The sequence below is a fragment of the Campylobacter sp. GTC17093 genome (assembly GCF_055397635.1).
On the sequence record NZ_AP038832.1, the window covers coordinates 488,514 to 509,356 of the forward strand.

The 20,843-nt window shown below is 33.5% G+C and carries 14 protein-coding genes, 2 tRNA genes, 3 rRNA genes and 1 pseudogene; 1 reads left to right on the plus strand and 19 read right to left on the minus strand.

The window, feature by feature from the left end; genetic code table 11:
- Positions 1-14 precede the first annotated feature (14 nt).
- The 11 genes and pseudogenes from pdxS to ACZ5VL_RS02520 form a co-directional block, all read right to left on the minus strand.
- Positions 15-857 (minus strand): pyridoxal 5'-phosphate synthase lyase subunit PdxS, encoded by an 843-nt coding sequence (pdxS, locus tag ACZ5VL_RS02470; protein ID WP_464199604.1) that lies wholly within the window; start codon positions 855-857, stop codon positions 15-17.
- A gap of 88 nt (positions 858-945) precedes the next feature.
- Positions 946-1,230: a CZB domain-containing protein gene (locus ACZ5VL_RS02475; protein ID WP_464200236.1), complete on the minus strand. Its 285-nt coding sequence runs from the start codon at positions 1,228-1,230 to the stop codon at positions 946-948.
- A 114-nt stretch (positions 1,231-1,344) separates the two neighbouring features.
- Positions 1,345-1,641: pseudogene (locus ACZ5VL_RS02480) on the minus strand (methyl-accepting chemotaxis protein); the annotation flags it as partial.
- 560 nt (positions 1,642-2,201) lie between these two features.
- Positions 2,202-3,398 carry a major outer membrane protein gene (locus ACZ5VL_RS02485; RefSeq protein ID WP_464199606.1) on the minus strand — a complete coding sequence of 399 codons (1,197 nt, stop codon included), beginning with the start codon at positions 3,396-3,398 and terminating at the stop codon, positions 2,202-2,204.
- Between the two features lie 348 nt (positions 3,399-3,746).
- Positions 3,747-3,864 (minus strand): 5S ribosomal RNA (gene rrf / locus ACZ5VL_RS02490).
- A 284-nt stretch (positions 3,865-4,148) separates the two neighbouring features.
- A 23S ribosomal RNA gene (locus tag ACZ5VL_RS02495) occupies positions 4,149-7,255 on the minus strand.
- 592 nt (positions 7,256-7,847) lie between these two features.
- Positions 7,848-7,924 (minus strand) — tRNA-Ile (locus ACZ5VL_RS02500).
- A gap of 9 nt (positions 7,925-7,933) precedes the next feature.
- Positions 7,934-8,009, minus strand: a tRNA-Ala gene (locus ACZ5VL_RS02505).
- A 281-nt stretch (positions 8,010-8,290) separates the two neighbouring features.
- Positions 8,291-9,802, minus strand: a 16S ribosomal RNA gene (locus ACZ5VL_RS02510).
- Together the 16S, 23S and 5S rRNA genes with 2 tRNA genes alongside form the textbook arrangement of a ribosomal RNA operon.
- 524 nt (positions 9,803-10,326) lie before the next feature.
- Positions 10,327-11,640 (minus strand): DUF945 family protein, encoded by a 1,314-nt coding sequence (locus ACZ5VL_RS02515; RefSeq protein WP_464199608.1) that lies wholly within the window; start codon positions 11,638-11,640, stop codon positions 10,327-10,329.
- Positions 11,641-11,684: 44 nt separating this feature from the next.
- Positions 11,685-12,317 (minus strand): NAD(P)H-dependent oxidoreductase, encoded by a 633-nt coding sequence (locus tag ACZ5VL_RS02520; RefSeq protein WP_464199610.1) that lies wholly within the window; start codon positions 12,315-12,317, stop codon positions 11,685-11,687.
- Positions 12,318-12,433: 116 nt separating this feature from the next.
- Between ACZ5VL_RS02520 and cheQ the strand changes: the two genes are divergently transcribed.
- Positions 12,434-12,910 (plus strand): cheVAW transcriptional regulator CheQ, encoded by a 477-nt coding sequence (gene cheQ, locus ACZ5VL_RS02525; RefSeq protein WP_464199612.1) that lies wholly within the window; start codon positions 12,434-12,436, stop codon positions 12,908-12,910.
- Here the strand turns inward: cheQ and ACZ5VL_RS02530 are convergent.
- The 8 genes from ACZ5VL_RS02530 to ACZ5VL_RS02565 all read right to left on the minus strand — a co-directional run bounded on the left by ACZ5VL_RS02530 (position 12,907) and on the right by ACZ5VL_RS02565 (position 20,838).
- Entirely contained in the window at positions 12,907-14,181 is a 1,275-nt protein-coding gene (locus ACZ5VL_RS02530) for a hemolysin family protein (RefSeq protein ID WP_464199614.1), read from the minus strand. The genes cheQ and ACZ5VL_RS02530 overlap by 4 nt on opposite strands.
- A gap of 137 nt (positions 14,182-14,318) precedes the next feature.
- Positions 14,319-14,693: a formate hydrogenlyase maturation HycH family protein gene (locus ACZ5VL_RS02535; RefSeq protein WP_464199616.1), complete on the minus strand. Its 375-nt coding sequence runs from the start codon at positions 14,691-14,693 to the stop codon at positions 14,319-14,321.
- Positions 14,687-15,514 carry an NADH-quinone oxidoreductase subunit B family protein gene (locus ACZ5VL_RS02540; RefSeq protein ID WP_464199618.1) on the minus strand — a complete coding sequence of 276 codons (828 nt, stop codon included), beginning with the start codon at positions 15,512-15,514 and terminating at the stop codon, positions 14,687-14,689. The genes ACZ5VL_RS02535 and ACZ5VL_RS02540 overlap by 7 nt, the downstream gene beginning before the upstream one ends.
- Positions 15,511-16,050 carry a formate hydrogenlyase complex iron-sulfur subunit gene (locus ACZ5VL_RS02545; protein WP_464199620.1) on the minus strand — a complete coding sequence of 180 codons (540 nt, stop codon included), beginning with the start codon at positions 16,048-16,050 and terminating at the stop codon, positions 15,511-15,513. The genes ACZ5VL_RS02540 and ACZ5VL_RS02545 overlap by 4 nt, the downstream gene beginning before the upstream one ends.
- Positions 16,047-17,786, minus strand: coding sequence for an NADH-quinone oxidoreductase subunit D-related protein (locus ACZ5VL_RS02550; protein WP_464199622.1), 1,740 nt, complete (start codon positions 17,784-17,786; stop codon positions 16,047-16,049). The genes ACZ5VL_RS02545 and ACZ5VL_RS02550 overlap by 4 nt, the downstream gene beginning before the upstream one ends.
- A gap of 3 nt (positions 17,787-17,789) precedes the next feature.
- On the minus strand, positions 17,790-19,268 hold the full coding sequence (locus ACZ5VL_RS02555; RefSeq protein ID WP_464199624.1) for a proton-conducting transporter transmembrane domain-containing protein: 1,479 nt from the start codon (positions 19,266-19,268) through the stop codon (positions 17,790-17,792).
- Positions 19,269-19,271: 3 nt separating this feature from the next.
- Positions 19,272-19,919 carry a hydrogenase 4 membrane subunit gene (gene hyfE, locus ACZ5VL_RS02560; RefSeq protein WP_464199626.1) on the minus strand — a complete coding sequence of 216 codons (648 nt, stop codon included), beginning with the start codon at positions 19,917-19,919 and terminating at the stop codon, positions 19,272-19,274.
- A 1-nt stretch (position 19,920) separates the two neighbouring features.
- Positions 19,921-20,838, minus strand: coding sequence for a respiratory chain complex I subunit 1 family protein (locus ACZ5VL_RS02565; protein WP_464199628.1), 918 nt, complete (start codon positions 20,836-20,838; stop codon positions 19,921-19,923).
- Between the last annotated feature and the right edge of the window lie 5 nt (positions 20,839-20,843).

Sequence of the window (20,843 nt, forward strand, 5' to 3'; positions counted from 1 at the left end):
AATAAGTGGTAAGATCATCTTAAAGACATTATAGTTTTTATTTCTTCTTCGTTTATACCAACCATTGCTTCGCCTAGATCTTTTGAAACTTCTAGTATAACGTCTGGGTTATTATGGTTTGCAACAGCTTTTACAATAGCGGTAGCTCTTTTTTGTGGGTTTCCTGATTTAAATATACCGCTTCCTACAAATACGCCTTCAGCTCCAAGCTGCCTCATAAGTGCAGCATCTGCAGGAGTTGCCACACCGCCAGCTGAAAAGTTTAAAACAGGTAGCTTTTTATTTTTATGAACATATTTTATAAGTTCTATACTAGCGCCATACTCTTTTGCAGCGCTATATAGTTCATCTTCATTAAGCGATGAAACATGAGCTATCTCACCCATTATTTGCCTTAGGTGTTTTACAGCTTGCACAACATCTCCCGTTCCGGCTTCACCTTTTGTACGTATCATCATAGCACCTTCACTTATGCGTCTTAATGCCTCTCCTAAATTTCTAGCACCACAAACAAATGGGGTTTTAAAAGTTTTTTTATCTATATGATTAGAATTATCAGCAGGACTTAAAACTTCTGATTCATCTATAAAATCTATACCTAAACTCTCTAGAATTTGAGCTTCTACAAAGTGTCCAATTCTTACTTTTGCCATAACGGGTATATTTACGGCTTTCATGATACTTTCTATCATCTTTGGATCACTCATTCTAGATACTCCGCCAGCCGCTCTTATATCAGCAGGAACTCGCTCAAGGGCCATCACAGCAACTGCACCAGCATCTTGTGCAATTTTTGCTTGAGTTACATCTGTAACATCCATTATAACTCCACCAAGGAGTTTTCTATAAATATCCATTATTTTCTCCAAAAATAGTTTTTGCATTTAAGTTTTATTGCAAGCTACGATAATACCTACAATAATCTTAAATTTAAATATAACTATACTATTTTCTTACTCTTTTTACTGCATCCAACAGCATCTCAAATCCAACTTTACTTGAGTTTTCGACATCTTTTATAATCTTAATACCCTCTTCTTTATTTTTTATGGATTTATCCGCAAATATATTTATTGCTTTTGTAATCCCAGCATGAACATTTTCATGATGGGCAGAAACTTTTTTAACAGCATCTTGATTATCTTTTAAAATCATTTTAACATGATCACCAAACCATTTACCAAATCTACAACTATTATGATCTGGAATATTTTTTATCTCATCATACAAAAATGCTTTATAAGCATTTAGCTTTAAATTTATATGATCTACCTTGCCATTACTTATATTAATTTCGTTTGTAATATTTGTAGCTTTACTTATAGTTTTATTTGTATTTTCATTTACTTCTTCTATATTTTTATGAAATCCATCAAGTCTTTGAGTAACATTGCCTGAGAGTTCTCTAAACTTCTCACTCATTTCAGACATTGTGCTAGAATTTTGCTTTAATTGATTAATATTGACTTCCACCTCTCCTGTTGCCTTTTGTGTCCTTTCTGCTAGTTTCCTAACTTCATCAGCAACTACTGCAAATCCTCTACCATGTTCTCCTGCTCTTGCTGCTTCAATTGCAGCATTTAAAGCAAGAAGGTTTGTTTGATCTGAAATATCTTTAATCAGGTTTATTATCTCTACTATAGCTTCTACACTTCCATTTAATGAATGAGAACTACTTTGGAGTTCACCGCTAGTCATTTCAACTCTTTGCATGGATTCGTTTATATAATTTATCTCTTCTTGAAGAAATTTTATTTTTTCAAAAGTTTGACCATTTAGTTCATTCATATCATTTAACATAACTAAATTTTCTTCCATAGTACCTTGCAAGAAGTTTATACCATCCCCATAGCTAGCTATTAAAAGATCTAATGCTTTTTGTTTAGTATTATCTATTTGCGTGGTTTCTTGTGAGCTTATTTGAAAGTTATTAAGCTGGGATTTTAGATATTCTATCTCTTCTCTAAAAGCTGCATTTTCTTTTTTTAATAACTCTAGTTCACTGGCATCTTGAGATTTTTTGGAATTTAAAAACATTGAATTTCCTTTTATTGAGATATTTTTGTAATTATACAATATATTTTTAAAGAAATATTCTTTGTTTTACTAAATATTAATATTAAAAGCAGTTATTAAATATAAAAAAGAAATGTAATAATTGATATAAGATGAGCGAAAGCTCGCTCATCTTTATAAAGAGATTAAAATGAGTATTTAGCCTCAAATCTAAATTTGTTTTGATCAAGATCGTTATCAGGTCCATGATAATCTTTTAAATCTTCATTAACTCTTGAATACCAAGTTTTGAATTTAAGTTTTTTACTATATTTATAATCAACCCTTGCAACCCATTCACTTCTATCAGTTTTTGCATTGTAAGTTTTATTTGAACCATCTATATATTCGCCACCAATTCTTAATTTATCAAAGAATGTATAGCCAGCACCAGCAAACCAGTAGCTATTCTCTCCTTCAAAGTATGAATAGTCAAGTAGTTCTTCACCTGGGCTTATAAAATTACCTTGATCCTCATATGATATTAAGCTTACTTTATCTTTATCTGTATTGAATGCTAAATAACCACCAAATACATCAAAATCATAAACTTTAGCAGTTAATTGTCCAGCATAGAAATCACCATGGTCAGCTAAATCATCAGTTGCATTTTTGAAGTCATTATCCATAGATGAAAATCCATATTGACCTTTAAGTTCTAAATTAACTGGATTAAGATCAAAATTAGCAGTTAACTCAGCAGCAAATAAACTAGCAACATCTTGCAAATATGCATACCATAGTTGGAAAGCAACTGGATCATAAGAACCAATAGCTGCTACACCATATAGATTATGTTCATTTGTTTGTGGTTTTATTCCTAATTTTAATGAGCTAATATCTTTATCATTATCTAAGTTATCAAATGCCATAGCAGCAAGTGTCATGCCTTGGATATCTTTATTAAGTACTTTGATACCATCGCCAATCATATCATCTGTAAAGAATGCTCCAACTTCTTGGCGACCTGCCATGATAGTTGTATTAGCTATATTGTAACCAAGTAGTGCTTGTCTAACTTTGAAAGTATCTGAATCTTTATTCCAATTGTTTTCATCTGCAAAATCACCAGAACCATCTTCAGATAGATATTGTAATCCAACTACAGTAAAGAAGTTGTCATCTAAAGCAGCTTTAAAATTTACTATAGCTTTAAATTGATGATTAGCTGAAGAATGACTTCCTGTATCAGGATCTTCATTATTTTTGTTTGTATAACGATATCTTAAATATCCACTCATATCAACATCTTTTATAGCTTCTTCTAATGGAATAGCTGAAGACGAAACTGAAAATGCACCTAATGCAAGCATAACTGCTAAACTAAGTTTAGTTAATTTCATAAAATCTCCTTAATGAATTTTTTGGTAAATGAATGATAACATAAAAGTGAGTGTTTTGCGCTTAAAAATTTATAAATTTGCATAAAAATTAATAAATGGAAACAAAAATGAATAATATTAGTAAATTTTTCCATAAATTCACCTTATTATTTATAATAAAAATTTTAATATGAGTATTTATTGTATAAAATAATCTTATTTATCTTTAGAATAATAATATATAAATATAATTTATTATTATAAATTTACAATATCTCACTCAAAGCAACACTATAAAACTAAATCTAGTATTTATAAGAAAGATTATTTTGAAATATATTATATAAAGAATATTTAAGAGATTAACACGCTTTGCAGCGACTTACTTTTCCACATCCCAGTAAGGGAGAGTATCATCAGCCATGATATGCTTAGCTTCTTGGTTCGAGATGGGACAAGGCGTTTCCATATCTGTATAGCCACAAAGCAGTGTTAAATAAAAGAACTAATTAAATTCTCTTATTAAACACTGTTATGTAAATTGTTAAAAGTCTAAGTTTTAATAATAAAACTATTCAATCTTGTTTAATTTATTAGTTATTTTATAACTTTAATTCTAATTTGTGAGTATTTGTTTGTTATACAAGGAAGACGATTTAAAAACAAGGGAGCATACTTTTTTGTATGTGACCGAAGTTTTTAAGAGTCTGACGCTGTAGAGTAGAACAAAGACGAAACAAATTTTATCCTTAACAAGGAAGTGATGCTTATAAAAGTAAGCAAACGTTCTATTAGTACTGGTCAGCTAAATGACTTACATCACTTACACATCCAGCCTATCAAACTAGTAGTCTACTAGAGAACTTAAAAGAAGATTCATCTTGGAGTTGGCTTCGAGCTTAGATGCTTTCAGCTCTTATCACATCCCAACTTAGCTACTGGGCGATGCTCTTGGCAGAACAACCCATACACCAGTGGTTGGTTCAACCCGGTCCTCTCGTACTAGGGTCAACTCTCCTCAATCTTCTTACGCCCACGGCAGATAGGGACCGAACTGTCTCACGACGTTCTGAACCCAGCTCGCGTACCGCTTTAAATGGCGAACAGCCATACCCTTGGGACCTGCTCCAGCCCCAGGATGCGATGAGCCGACATCGAGGTGCCAAACCTCCCCGTCGATGTGAGCTCTTGGGGGAGATCAGCCTGTTATCCCCGGGGTACCTTTTATCCTTTGAGCGATGGCCCTTCCACACAGAACCACCGGATCACTAAGACCGACTTTCGTCTCTGCTTGGCCTGTATGCCTCGCAGTTAAGCTAGTTTATGCCTTTATACTCTACGAACGATTTCCAACCGTTCTGAACTAACCTTTGTAAGCCTCCGTTACATTTTGGGAGGCGACCGCCCCAGTCAAACTACCCACCAGACATTGTCCTACATGAGGATAACTCATGCTAGTTAGCTACCCGAATAAAAAAGAGTGGTATCTCAACAATGGCTCACCATAAACCAAAATCTATGGATCAAAGCCTCCCACCTATCCTGCGCATTCTTATCCAAGTAGCAGTGTCAAGCTATAGTAAAGGTCCACGGGGTCTTTCCGTCTTGCCGCGGGTAGGAGGAATTTTCACCTCCACTACAATTTCACTGGATCCCTCTTTGAGACAGCTCCCATCTCGTTACGCCATTCATGCAGGTCGATATTTAATCGACAAGGAATTTCGCTACCTTAGGACCGTTATAGTTACGGCCGCCGTTTACTCGGGCTTCGATCAAGAGCTTCGCTAATGCTAACCCCATCAATTAACCTTCGAGCACCGGGCAGGCGTCACACCCTATACATCCACTTACGTGTTAGCAGAGTGCTGTGTTTTTGGTAAACAGTCGGGAGGGACTCTTTGTTGTAACCTCTAGTGCTATTCACACTGGTAGGCACACCTTATACCGAAGATACGGTGCTATTTTGCAGAGTTCCTTAAAGAGAGTTCTTCCACGCGCCTTAGAATACTCATCCCACCCACCTGTGTCGGTTTACGGTACGGGCAATTATTACTAAACTTAGAAACTTTTCTTGGCTCGATAGTATCATGGGTTCTCACGCTACTCCGAAGAGCGTTGTGAGCCTTTAAGGTTTCAGATAAAGAAATTCGGATTTGCCTAAATTTCAACCTACGCCCTTAGACTAACTATTCCATCAGTTAGCCCCACTAACTTTAAGCGTCCTTCCATCGCACATAATAATTGGTATTGGAATATTAACCAATTTTCCATCGCATACCCCTTTCGGACTTTGCTTAGGACCCGACTAACCCTACGATGACGAGCATCGCGTAGGAAACCTTGGGTTTACGGCGTTAATGATTCTCACATTAATTATCGCTACTCATGCCTGCATGCTCACTTCTATTCGCTCCAGCGCTCCTTACCGGTACACCTTCAACGCTGAATAGAACGCTCTCCTACCACAGTGTCTATGAATATTCATACTAAATTGCTTTTTAATGTCTTTAATATACTATGCTATTTGTTTTTAAATTTGATAAATTTAAAACTAAAAGTAAAGTATTTTGGATAAGAAATTAATGTTGTAAAGATTTTGTAAAAAGATATAAGACCTAAAGTCTATCATAAGAAAAAATCAAACTCATTAATTTATCGCCAAAAGACAAGCTAGTATAAATAGTCATAGACACTATCTACGACTTCGGTACTTATTTTAGCCCCGTTATATTTTCCGCGCAAAATCACTAGACCAGTGAGCTATTACGCTATCTTTAAAGGATGGCTGCTTCTAAGCCAACCTCCTGGTTGTTTCAGTAACTTCACATCGTTTTCCACTTAAATAAGATTTAGGGACCTTAGTCGGTAGTCTGGGTTGTTCCCCTCTTGACGACGGATTTTATCACTCGCCGCCTGACTGCTGTGATTACACTATAAGTATTCGGAGTTTGATAGGGTTTGGTACATTGGTATACGCCCTAGCCCATTCAGTGCTCTACCCCTTATAGTTACGACACAACGCTATACCTCAATATATTTCGGAGAGAACCAGCTATCACGATGTTTGATTGGCCTTTCACCCCTATCCACAAGTCATCCGGAGCCGTTTCAATGGCCGTCGGTTCGGTCCTCCACCGGCTTTTACACCGGTTTCAACCTGCTCATGGATAGATCACATCGTTTCGGGTCTGCAGCATCTGACTTATCGCCCTATTAAGACTCGCTTTCGCTACGGCTCCGGGTTTCCTTAACCTTGCCAGACACCACAACTCGCAGGCTCATTATGCAAAAGGCAGTCCATCACACGTCATAAAGAATCGTGCTCTGAATGATTGTAAGCAAATGGTTTCAGGTTCTATTTCACTCTGATCACCTCAGTTCTTTTCACCTTTCCCTCACGGTACTTGTGCACTATCGGTCTAGTAGTAGTATTTAGGGTTGGATCGTGGTCGACCCAGCTTCAGACAAGGTTTCACGTGCCTCGCCCTACTCAGGATACTGCTAAGTAAAAAGATGATTTCGTATACGGGAGTATCACCCTCTATGCTCAACCTTTCCAGATTGTTTTACTATCATGTTTTAGTCTTTTATGCAGTCCTACAACCCCACTAGTAAACTAGTGGTTTGCCCTCTTACGCGTTCGCTCGCCGCTACTAGCGTAATCTCTTTTGATTTCTTTTCCTGTTGGTACTAAGATGTTTCAATTCCCAACGTTCGCTCCATATAGGTAGTATATATCACTATATACTGGGTTGCCCCATTCGGAAATCTATGGATCAAAGCTTCTTGACAGCTCCCCATAGCTTATCGCAGTCTAGTACGTCCTTCATCGCCTCTACCAGCCAAGGCATCCACCACTTGCTCTTAGTAGCTTACCTTTTTTACTTCTCACAAGAGCAAAGCTCTTGTTTTGATGAGGAGTTTCACTCCCTCAACCCACCTAAAGTTACAGATGATATTCGCTACTTTGTAGCTCATATCATAACTAGTAAGGTTGATAAACTTAAGTAGTTAAGTTTACATCTTATTGAGAAGATTTTTGAATATTTTTATATTCTAATTCGCATCACTTCCTTGCTAAAGATAAAAGTAGTTTATACTAATTATAATATTTAATCATATGATTTAAGACGGAAAGAGATTAATAATATATAAAGATAAGTTTTTAACTCTTTATATACCGTGACATAATCTTTAAACTTTTAAATTTGGATAACAAATAAATTTAAAAGCTTGCTTTTTATAATCATAATGATTAAAGCTTTAACAAGGTCCTGTAAAATTGTTTTATTTTATTAAAACTTGTTTGTGACTTTTAACAATAATAATTTAAATAACATTTAGATTATAAAATCTAAAATAAACTTACTTAATTAACCAATAAGTTTAGTTTAGATTTTTATTTTATTACTATGATAAACATTTTTATGTAACTACATAGAATAACTAACATACTAATAAGGGAAACTATGGTGGGCCTAATAAGACTTGAACTTATGACCTCACCCTTATCAGGGGTGCACTCTAACCAGCTGAGCTATAGGCCCTTTAATTTATGGTGGAGAATAGCGGGATCGAACCGCTGACCTCCTGCGTGCAAAGCAGGCGCTCTCCCAGCTGAGCTAATTCCCCTCTTTATTATCTTTTTCCTTTATACTTCGTCATATTTCTTCAAAATCTACGTCACATACAAAAAGTATGTTCCTTGATTTCTTAAAATATTCCTTGTCTAAAGAAAAAATCTTAATAAATCTAATATAGTTCATAGACTTATTATTTAATTTTTCTTTTTGTCTATATTTTAGGAATTAGACAAATTTTTATTAGCCGTCAATCTTTCAAAACTAAACAAGGATGATTGAGATTCTCTTTTCTTGACTGATAGTTGTGAGACTTATCAGTTTGTACTCTAGAAAGGAGGTGATCCAACCGCAGGTTCTCCTACGGTTACCTTGTTACGACTTCACCCCAGTCGCTGATTCCACTGTGGACCATAACCAATTTGGTATTTGGGCTTCGAGTGAAATCAACTCCCATGGTGTGACGGGCGGTGAGTACAAGACCCGGGAACGTATTCACCGTAGCATGGCTGATCTACGATTACTAGCGATTCCGGCTTCATGGAGTCGAGTTGCAGACTCCAATCCGAACTAAGACATATTTTATAGATTTGCTCCATCTCGCGATATTGCTTCTCATTGTATATGCCATTGTAGCACGTGTGTCGCCCCGGACATAAGGGCCATGATGACTTGACGTCGTCCACACCTTCCTCCTCCTTACGAAGGCAGTCTGTTTAGAGTGCTCAGCCTAACTGTTAGCAACTAAACACGTGGGTTGCGCTCGTTGCGGGACTTAACCCAACATCTCACGACACGAGCTGACGACAGCCGTGCAGCACCTGTCTTAACATTTCTGCAAGCAGACACTCTTCCATCTCTGGATGATTTGTTAGATATCAAGTCCGGGTAAGGTTCTTCGCGTATCTTCGAATTAAACCACATGCTCCACCGCTTGTGCGGGTCCCCGTCTATTCCTTTGAGTTTTAATCTTGCGACCGTACTCCCCAGGCGGTATACTTAATCCGTTAGGTGGATTACTGCCATGACTAGCATAGCAACAACCAGTATACATCGTTTAGGGCGTGGACTACCAGGGTATCTAATCCTGTTTGCTCCCCACGCTTTCACGCATTAGTGTCAGTTAAGTTCTAGCAGATCGCCTTCGCAATAAGTATTCCTCTTGATATCTACGGATTTTACCCCTACACCAAGAATTCCATCTGCCTCTCCCTTACTCTAGATAAATAGTTTCCCAAGCAGTTTAGTAGTTAAGCTACTAGATTTCACAAGAGACTTATCTATCCACCTACGCGTCCTTTACGCCCAGTGATTCCGAGTAACGCTTGCACCCTCCGTATTACCGCGGCTGCTGGCACGGAGTTAGCCGGTGCTTATTCGTTGGGTACCGTCATTGTTCTTCCCCAACAAAAGGAGTTTACGCTCCGAAAAGTGTCATCCTCCACGCGGCGTTGCTGCTTCAGGGTTTCCCCCATTGAGCAATATTCCCTACTGCTGCCTCCCGTAGGAGTTTGGACCGTGTCTCAGTTCCAATGTGACTGATCATCCTCTCAGACCAGTTATGCGTCAAAGCCTTGGTGAGCCATTACCTCACCAACTAGCTGATACAATATAGCCTCATCCCATAGCGAAAAGACTTTCCCTATTAAACTTATGCAAAATAGGAGTATGAGGTATTAGCACTCATTTCTAAGTGTTGTTCCTCTCTATGGGGCAGATTAGCTATACATTACTCACCCGTGCGCCACTAATCCGTCCTAGCAAGCTAGGACTTCATCGTTCGACTTGCATGTATTAGGCACGCCGCCAGCGTTCACTCTGAGCCAGGATCAAACTCTCCATATTAACTTCAAGGAGTAAATACTCCTTTTGAACCACCTAAATGATACATTAAGGTGTTTTAAATTATATGAAGTTTTAATCTAAAAACTTTTTATTTTTATTATCTTGTTTTTATCTACTCTTTACTTTCCTAAGAAAGCCTAAGAGCAAATGGCTCAATCGATCACTTGTTTAGATTTCAAAGATTGACTAAAAATGTTTAACAATATTAATTTAAAAAACATACTTCAAACAATAAAAAAAGATCTTTTGGATTTCAAAAGGTTTTTCTGTGAAGCGGAAATTGAATTGTACAGAAGAATTGCTTAAGGGGAACTGAAATATATGCAAAAATATAAAATTTATTATGAAAATTTAAAATAAAACATAATTTGATTATTTTTTAACTAAAGAATTTATAACAACATTTTGCATAAAAAATAAAACCAGTATTTGTAGTTTACGAAATTTAATTAGAGTTACTAAAAGCTACAAACACGGTATTGCAAAGTTATTTTTCACAGAACTTTTTATAAAATTTTATTCATCTAATCTATATTTTGAATTAAAACCCCAAGCAATGGAAATTTATTATTTAAAATAATATCTTTTTTATTTTGGTCAATTTTATATGTTTGGGTTAAATTCTCACCATCTTTTATCAAAATTCCATTATTTAGTAAATTTTGCTCAATCTTGGAATAATCATCATCAATTATTCTCAAATATGACTTATCAAAAGTTAATTTAGCATCGCCATAAATATAGTTAAAAAGATTTGAAGCAACATTTTCAATATCAATATTTCTATTTAGATCTTTAATGCCCAGCTTTGCATTTATAGTAAAATTCTTTTCATATTCATTTTTAAAATTAAAATTTTTTATCTCTATAGATGGATTTGCAATTAGAAATTCATAGCCCAAGTCAGTCAAAGTTTCAAAATTAGTGTTTTCGCTATTAAACATATTTTCGTATAACAGTAAACTAATATTTTTCATACTAGACTCAAAATTTATAGAATTGAGCTTATAAATTTTAGATTTATACTCGAAAATCAACTTATTTATTTTAGAATTTTGATCGTAATTTATTAAATTATTGACTATTGTTGCAATAGAGCTTGAATCAATGTCAGACATTTCTACAAAACCATCAGAAGTTTTTAAAACAATCTTTTCTACTGTTATTTTATCTGTAATTTCATCTGTGTTTAAAATATCTATATATCTTTTAATACCAATAGGCGTTTTAAAATTAATATCATACTCAATTCCTGAAATAGAAAATAACATATTATCTATTTTGCTACTTAAATTCACATCATCTATTTTAAATAAAACATTAGAAATTTCGCTATTTTTATTTAATTTTGCTTTTAGAAAAATTGGGGAAACTATTAAATTATCACGATCTATAAGATTTAACTTAGAAAATTTAGCTTCAAAATCATTATCACCTTTAATGTTAATAACATTTGTAAAGTTCATAATTTTGCCGTTAGTAAATATTTTCCTAAAATTTTCATTTTCAATCTCTACATATCCCTCGGTTTTTAATCCTAAGATTAGAGCAAGAGGACCATGATATGTTGTAGAAATAACTTTAAATTTCATATCTTCCATATCTTTAGAATATTCATCATAAGACACACCAAAAAATTCGGAGATATCTTGTTTTGTCACCACAATATCACTGGTAGCTTTCGTAGAAAATAGCCCTTCTTCAAATTTATTGTTATTTATAAAATGGCTATTTTTAGAAATTTCTTCATAGTTTTGCACGAATTTATTTCCAGCATAATAGCTTCCACCTAAAAGCAAAATAACTAAAATAGTAAAAAATAAAATAATTTTTTTCATATTTCTCTTTCTATAATAAATTTAGCAAAATCGATGCAAATTAACTATTTTACTATAGTTAGAATTTCATCTTTGTTTCTGCGAATTTTTGGCTTTTGTTCATTTACTCTATACCCAAATGCCAAAAGCATAGCTATGCGTTTTTCTTTAGGATTGCTACCTAGTATTTTATGCAAATTTTCTTCTTTATACCAACCTTCTATCGGGCAACTATCAATTCCTAAAGTTGCAGCCATAAGCATCATATTTTCACAAGCCAAAAAGCATTGCGCCTTAGTCCAAGCAAAAATTTCCAAATCACTAGAGCCTACATTATTTTTTATAAAACCTTCTGTTTTATCAAGATACTGTTTATATTGTTCACTATTTTTATCAGCTCTTCTTGATATCATGTCTTTTATATATTCGCTTCCGAGCTTAAGCTCGCTTATCTTTGCATAAATCACCAAAAGATGTGACGCAGTTGTTATCTGAACTTGATCCCAACACTCTGGCTTAAGTTTTTGTCTTAAGCCATTATTCTCAACTAAAAGAAAATCCCAAGGTTCCATACCAACAGATGATGGACTAAATCTACCTGCTTCTATAATAGCATCAAAATCTTCACTATTAATTTTGCGATTTTCGTCAAAAATTTTACAAGCATGCCTAAATTTTATAGCTTCCTTTAAATCCATTGTATGTCCCCTTGCAATTAATTTTATATAATTTTATCAACTATTTATAAATGAAATTTCAAATGATTTTAAAGTGAGATTTTGTAAAATCTATATGTTTTGATGCAAGGAATAAAATGTTAAAAACAACAATAGCTCCAAATAATTTTTTAGATACATATATTTTAAACACAGAACTTTCTAAAATAAGTGGCATATCTTCAAATGCTTATTTGTTTTGGAAAAATATAGCTATTGGAAAATTTGAAAACTCTAGAGTTGTTTTTTTACAAAAATATTCAATACCAAAAAAATACGAAGAAGATATTAATAAATGCACAAATTTAGACGGTTTGGTACTTTCTAGTGCATTTTGTTCTTTTACAGGACTTCCAAGCTCACATTTAACAAAATCTAATGGATCAAAAATTTATGATATGTTAGAAATTACTGAAATTTCTGGAATAAAATTTGTAAATTTAAAGAAATTTTATGACGATTTGAATTTAAATTATAAGTTTAGAATTTACATAGAAAAATGTAAATTCTTCTCTCCTACCCCACTAGAAAAACGCATTAAACTATCAGATAATTTGTGTCTTGGATATTACTAATTATCCTCATCATCCTCAAATTTTTTCTTTATAACTTTTACAGTTTTAACGCTATTTTGATCCATTTTTGTTATCTCATATTTACAGTTAATATCTTCTATCTTATCACCAACAACAGGTAGTCTTTCAAATAAACTTGTTACATATCCACCAATTGTTAGCTGTTCTAACTCATCATCAAATCTTATATCTAAAAGTTCTTCAATTTCTTCTATCTCAAATCTTCCGTTAAACTCGTAAATATTATCACTAATTTTTTTATAATTTAATTCTTTGTTATCATGTTCATCATTTATATCACCAACTAACTCTTCTATAATGTCTTCCATAGTAAGAAGTCCTGCTGTTCCGCCATATTCATCTATAACCAGTGATGCAGAAATTCTTTCTTTATTCATCATAACTAGAATTTTAGATATAGATGAACTTTCTGGAACTATAATAAATTTTCTAACTATAGCATCAAAATCTACTTTATTATTTGGAATAATACCTTTTTGCAAAATATCTCTAACATGTATCATTCCCAAAACAACATCTTTGCTACCATCTATGTATGGATAGCGAGTGTATTTAAACTCAGATATTGCTCTTAAGTTTTCTTCATAACTTTTTTGTTTATTAAGACAAATCATATCTTTTCTAGGAGTCATTATCTCTTTTGCAACAGTATCGCTAAAATCAAAAGCATTTTTTATAATTTCGCTTTCCATTGAGTCTATAATACCGCCTTTAAGACTCTCACTTACTATTATTTTTATCTCTTCTTCAGAGTGTGCTATCTCGCTATCTTTAGCTCTTCTAATGCCAAAAATTTTAAGTATTACTCCAGAGCAAAAATCAAATATCTTAATAACTGGAGAGAAAATAACCCAAAAAACGTGTAGTGGCTTTGCTACAAAAAGTGTCGCTCTTTCTGCTTGAGCTATAGCTATTGATTTTGGAACTAGTTCACCAAGTACAACATGACAAAGCGTTATTAATGTAAAAGCTATAATGAAAGATGCACTATGAACCATAACACCTTCTAAGTTAAAATACTCTTTAAGTGGTGATTCTATAAGTTTTGAAACGGCAGGTTCACCAATCCAACCTAAAGCAAGCGAACTAAGCGTTATACCAAGCTGGGTTGCACTAAGATAAGTATCTAGAGACTGTGTCATTTCATAAGCAAGTCTCGCATTTGAATTTTTGTTTTTTATAAGCTCTTCTAGGCGTGTTTTACGAACTTTTACAATAGCAAACTCAGAAAGAACAAAAAAAGCATTCATAAGTATGAATACTCCAGCTAATATCAACATTAAAACCGAGTGTTCGGGGTCCAATTAATTATCCTTTTTGTAAAAAAAAATTTTTGCCATTATATCAAAATTTTACTAAATTTATATATAAATTTAAAATTTAAATTTTAAGCATCAGAGTTTTTATGCTTAATGCCTATAAAATCTTTCCTTAGTACAAGATAACCTTCATTTAAATTTGATAAAATTTCTTTAAATTTACAATCCAACATATTATCTACAAGCTTTTGTGCATGCTCTGGGAAAATTTCTACCTCAAAATACTTACTTAAATTCCCAAGTTTAAATTTAATATACTCATTTGGAGAGTTTAAAATTTGCAAATACTCTTCATCGGTTATTTCTAAAATTTTCTGGCTAAAATCAATAGTTCCAACACCATGTCCAATGCATGTAGAAAATATCTTTATCTGACTAGCCTTACTGGTTTCAGCTTTATTACCATCAAGATGTCTTTTGGTAAGCTTATGAACTTCTACCATTTTTCTCCCCAAAAATCACTATCTAGCTCTATTTTATCTTCATCATCGCAAGCTATATACTCCGTATATACTTCATTATGTAAAATTCCTATACATTCACGATATCTAGGATCAACTTCTTTTTGCATAGCTTCTTGTATAGATACTTTTGTAAGCTTTGGATCTTGTGGATTAGTACTATTTTTTATGGCCTGTATGTATTTATCATAAAGTTTTCTACCAAATACATAGCTCATCAATCTTTTTGCGTGCACTAGCAAATCTCTTTCAAAAAGAATATTTCCAAGAATCGAATCTTCAAGCATTAAAGGCATCTTCTCTTCTTTTTCAAAACTAATTTTTTGTAGTTTTTGTTCCATTACACCAAGAGCTGAAGTTAAACCGTAAATAATACTTGCTGGATGGGGTGGACAACCAGGAATGTAAACATCCACGGGTATTACCTTATCAACTCCGCTTAAAACACTATAACAATCATAGAATATACCGCCACTTGAACCACAAGCACCTAGCGCTACAACAAGTTTTGGATCAGGAGTAGCTTCATAAGCCCTTAAAAGCGGATAATACATTTGCCTTGTAACAGGACCAGAACAAAGCAGGATATCAGCATGTCTTGGATTTGCAACAAGCTTAAAACCAAATCTCTCAGGATCCCACATAGGAGTAATTGCGGCAAAAGTTTCTATCTCACAACCATTACAACTGCCACAATCTATCCTAAAAACACTAAAACTTCTACCAATTGTTTTAAGCAGTTTTAATTTCTCTTCAAGAACATTTGCATCTTTAATATTTTGTGGAACTTCATAAATTTTCATTTTACTTCCGCTCCATTTGCCTTATTAAAACTATCAACTGTAATATTTTTTTTACACTCTGGACATAAATGTAAATAAAGCTTCGCATCTTCTAGTCTTTTTGGGCTTAAATTTGCCTTTGAAAGTCTTATATAACTATACTCAACAAGCCTTTTTGTACTAAAGGCTTTAGAGCATTTTTCACAATGTTCCACATCGAGTTCACCTCTTTGAATTAAGGCAGATTTATCAAATTTAATAGCTAGCTCAAACTCATCGCTAAGTTTTATAGCCCCAGTTGGGCAAACTTCATCACAACGTCCACAAAATATACATCTAGCACAATCAAATTCCCATACTATCTTTGACTTATCATTATTAAATTTAACCGTTATTGCATTTGGGGGGCAAGCTATACCACATGCCGCACATCCTATACAAATTTCATATTTATAAATTGGTCTTCCGCGAAAATTTTCTGCTACAATGTAAGGTTCAAATGGGTATTTATGAGTACTTTTACCGTATTTTTCTGTTATATCTATAAGCTTCATCATCTTAAATCCTTTGTAGGATTATTTTTTAATGTTTTAGAAAACTCTTTTAAATCTTTATTGGTTAAAATTTTAGTTTTATGAGTTTTTATATCAACCAATGTTATTCTTTCTGTACATGAATAACAGGGATCTAAACTACAAACTATAAGTGCTGCATCAGCAATCGTATTTCCATGAAACTGAAATCTTAAACTTGGCCAGTTATTATAAGTTGCAGCCCTACATCTCCATCGATATACTTTTTGAGCACTTCCTTGCATAATCCAGTGAACATTCTCGCCTCTTGGCGCTTCAACATACGCTAGAGCATAATTTTCTGGCTTTATTCTAAGCTTAGGATCTTCTATGATTGCAGTTTGTGGCATTAGTTCAAAACATTGACGAATTATATTCACAGAGCTTTTAAGATCTTTATATCTTACTATAAGTCTTGAAAGAACATCTCCTCCATGCTCAACTGCCACATCAAAGCTAATATGTTTGAAAAAGTCATAAGGGTGATCATACCTAGTATCTCTTTTTATACCACTTCCTCTGATATTTGGACCAACTGCTGAAAAATCTCGTGCTACTTGTTTATCAAGTATGCCTATATCTTTCCAACGTTTTATTTGTCTTTTATCATCCATTACAGCATCCCAAATTTCATCAACTTGAGTATCTATAATTTGTAAAATCTTAAGACTTTCTTTTATCTCAGCGCCTGTTATATCGCGCCTTAAGCCGCCCATTACAACATTGCCATAAGTTTTGCGTCCACCAGTTACAAGCTCAGCTAACTGCATAGAGTATTCGCGTATTCTAAAAATATGCATAAATGCAGTATAATTTCCCGTTACTTCGCAAGCTAAACCAATGTTTAAAAGATGCGAGTGAAGTCTTTCTATCTCAGAGCATATAACCCTGATAGCTTGAGCACGGCCTGGAATTTCTAAATTTATAGCTTTTTCTGCAGCTTCAATACAAGCTATAGCGTGTGCATAACCACAAATTCCACAAACTCTCTCTGCAAGATAACCCATTTGATCATAGTTCATTCTATTTTCTGCAAGTTTTTCCATACCTCGGTGCTGATAAAATAGTCTATAATCCGCATCCACTATAATATCTCCATCACAAAACAGTCTAAAATGCCCAGGCTCATCTGCTGTGACATGCAAAGGACCAAGAGGAATATCTGTTACATTTGCACCTTCTGGCCTTAAAAACTCATATTCTGGTTCATTTTTGTGATCTAACATATCTGGACTATACCTATAATCCATAGCATCTTTTCTAAGTGGAAAAAGATTATCTGGCCAATCATCACTTAAAACTAGCCTTCTTTTATCAGGAAGCCCTTCGGCTACAAGCCCAAACATATCAAAAGCTTCTCTTTCATACCAAACACAAGCTGGCACAAGCGGAGTTACACTAGGATAAATCATGCTATCTGGCGAAACAAGAGCCTTTATAGTAATAAAGCATTTCTCATTTTGATCTACCTCATCATCTTCACTCATTTTTCCACCTTCTATGGAAAGTGCATAGTAAAGAGCGTAACTTTTATTTATAGATCTTTCATCGTTTGCAACCATGGTTGAAAGATAGCCACCCATATCGTAATACATAAATCTCACAGCCTCTGGCAAATCGTTTAGTTCAACTAGTGCTGTAACTTGATCTTCGCATTGCCTTGTTGTTTCTAAAACTTTTATTTTTTGTTCTAATGCTTGTATAAATTTATCACACTTCATAAATTATTCCTTGTTTCCATTTATTATCGCAACGCTATTGTTTATTAGATCAATAAAAGTATCAAATTGCCATATGCCAAAAGATATTATCAATGCAGCAAGTGCAATAAGAGGTAAATTCTCAATCAATTTCATCTCTTTTGCAAATTTAACTTCACCTTTAACATCGCCAAAACTAGCCATAAAAAAGTGTGAAAAATCTGCAATAAAAATAATAACCAAAGCAAGTCCAAATACAGCCATTAATGTATATTGAGAGTTTATTGCAGCTGCTTGAAATATCCAAAATTCACTAACAAAAATTGCAAACCCAGGAACTCCGACTAGAGAACAAATTGATATGCCAAATAAAACTGTAGTAAGAGGTGCTATTTTTATCATTCCACCCATTTTACTCATATCTTTTGTTCCATAAATTTTCGCCATATTTCCTGTTGTGCAAAATGCTAAAGCTTTTGTAAAGCTATGAGCAATACAGTGAAAAATAGCTGCAAAAATACCCAAATACCCACCAACTCCTAATCCAAATGCTATCACACCCATATGAACAACTGAATGGTAAGCAAACATTCGTTTTACATCATGTTGGCGTATAAGGAAAAATCCAGCCACAAAAAGTGTTGCAATACCAGAAACAATCATTACATCTTTTACAAAATCAAATCCCAGACCATTTCCAACAATCGCATAATACTTTATAAGACCAAGTATCGCACATTTTAACAAAATTCCTGAAAGCAAAGCAGAAGTTGGTGCTGGACCCTCGGCATGAACATCCGGGAGCCATGTGTGAGTTGGCACAAGTCCTGCTTTCGTTCCAAAACCAATAAGCGCAAAAATAAATATAAGTTTTAAAGCATCTTTATTTAAATTTTCAGAATTTTTAATTAAATTTGTAAACAACATATTGTCACCAACTACGCTTTCATTCCCAGCACAATAAAGCAAAATCGTTGCATAAAGCGCAAAAGCAAGGCCAATGCTACATATAACAATATATTTATATCCACTTTCTGTAGATTTTTTGTCTTTATTTAGGGCAACTAAAAATACAGAAGATAATGTTGTTCCTTCAATAGCTGCCCACATAAATGCTATATTGTTACATATTACACTTAAAATCATAGTCCAAGTGAAAATAAAACTAAGAGCAAAGTAGTTTTTTACCCGTCTTAGAGTTGCATGTCCAGCTTCAAGTTCCCATTTCATATATGTTATCATATATAAACTTACCAAAAAACCAGTTATTGAGATAATTAATAAAAAAACCGCTCCAAGCGAATCCAAAAATAAAAACTCTTTAAATGCATATATATAATCATTTTTAATCACTAACCTAATAGCGTATATCAAAAATATAGATATAATAGCATTAAAAGCTACATGTAAATTTAGTAAAACTTTAAAATTTAAAGGAGAAAAGAATATCGTAACACTAAAAATTAGTGGCAAAACTAAGATTAAAATCAAAATATCATTCATCTATCAACCTTTTAAATTTATAGCTTTAGATGTATCAAGAGTTTCATAAATTCTATAATATCTCTTAGCCAAAATTCCCATTATAATAACTGCAAATACAGCATCTGTTAATATGCCAATTTCAACTACCTCATGAGCATTATAAGCCATAAGCGCTAGACTTAAGTGTATGCCATTTTCAAATAAGCAATAAGATAAAATTTGTTTTACAAATGAGTTTCTTAAAATAAAACCAAATATACCTATCATAAATATAAATGAAGCACCAAACATCGAAATGCTTTCTTTAAATATAGAAAACTCTAAAAATACCTTATATAGCATCATTGAAACTGCCAAAGAAAAACTAAGCGCGATAATTGGCGATATAAAAAATCCACCAACTGGCTCTACTTCATTTATGACTCCAATTTTTTTAACAAGTTTTAGTAAATACCAAGGCACAAAAACAACTTTTATAAAAAATGCTGTCATAGCCCAAATAAGAAGCTCTTTTGCATCATATTTGATATATAAACACACAAATATACTCACTAAAATCAGTGTTTGCAAGGTATACATTTTTATACTTTGATTATATTTTCTTAGACTAAATACCCCAAAACTTGTTATCATCATAAAAATTGCTAAAACATTTATCAAATTTACCATCTTAAACTCCAAGAATAAAGCAAAAAATAGCACTACAAGCTATTGCAAATGGAAAAATAAGTGTTTTTTTAACACCTTTAGACATAGTAAATCTTGGACCAAAATTATCTATAAAAATAACCAAAACATATAAGATTCCAATTTCCAAAATAAATACCATGAGAGCTAAAAGTGGATTTTCAAAATTCCAAGGCTCAAAAATAATAAGAAAAAAGCCAAGCATGCTAAATTGCTTAAGCATCATAGATAGACCAACTATAGAAAGATCCTTGCCGCTATATTCACCTAAAACACCTTCTTGAAGCTCTTGTTCTGCTTCGGCTAAATCATAAGGTTTTCTACCAGTTTCAACATATATTATCCATATGAAAGCAGTTGATGCTATGGAAAAAGATGGGATAAAATATCCATAAGCACCGTTTCTTACAGCATTTGAAATTTCAACTAAATTTGAAGTTCCAAGTCCTAGCATTACCACGATAAGACACATAATGGCTATGCATTCACTGTAAACTCCTATAGTAGCTTCCCTGCTTGAGCCAACTGCAGCAAATGCATTACCAGTATCGATACCAGATATGATAAAAATAAATCTAAACATAGCTGAAAGATAAATAAATATTAATATATCTGAAATTCTAGCAAAAATAGAATTTTCTCCATAAGTAACTGGAAGCAAACAAAACATAGTTGCACTTGTAACAAAAAGAAGATATGGTGCTATTTTATAAACAAGGCTTGAACATTCTGGCTTTGTTCTACCTCTTTTTGCAAGCTTTAAAACATCATAGTAAGTTTGAAAAATGTTTGGACCTATACGCGATTGAAATTTAGCTCTTAGCTTTCTTGCAATTCCATCAAAAAATGGAGCTATTAAAATCGCTACGAAAAGTTGTAAAAAAATCAATATAAAATCCATATTTT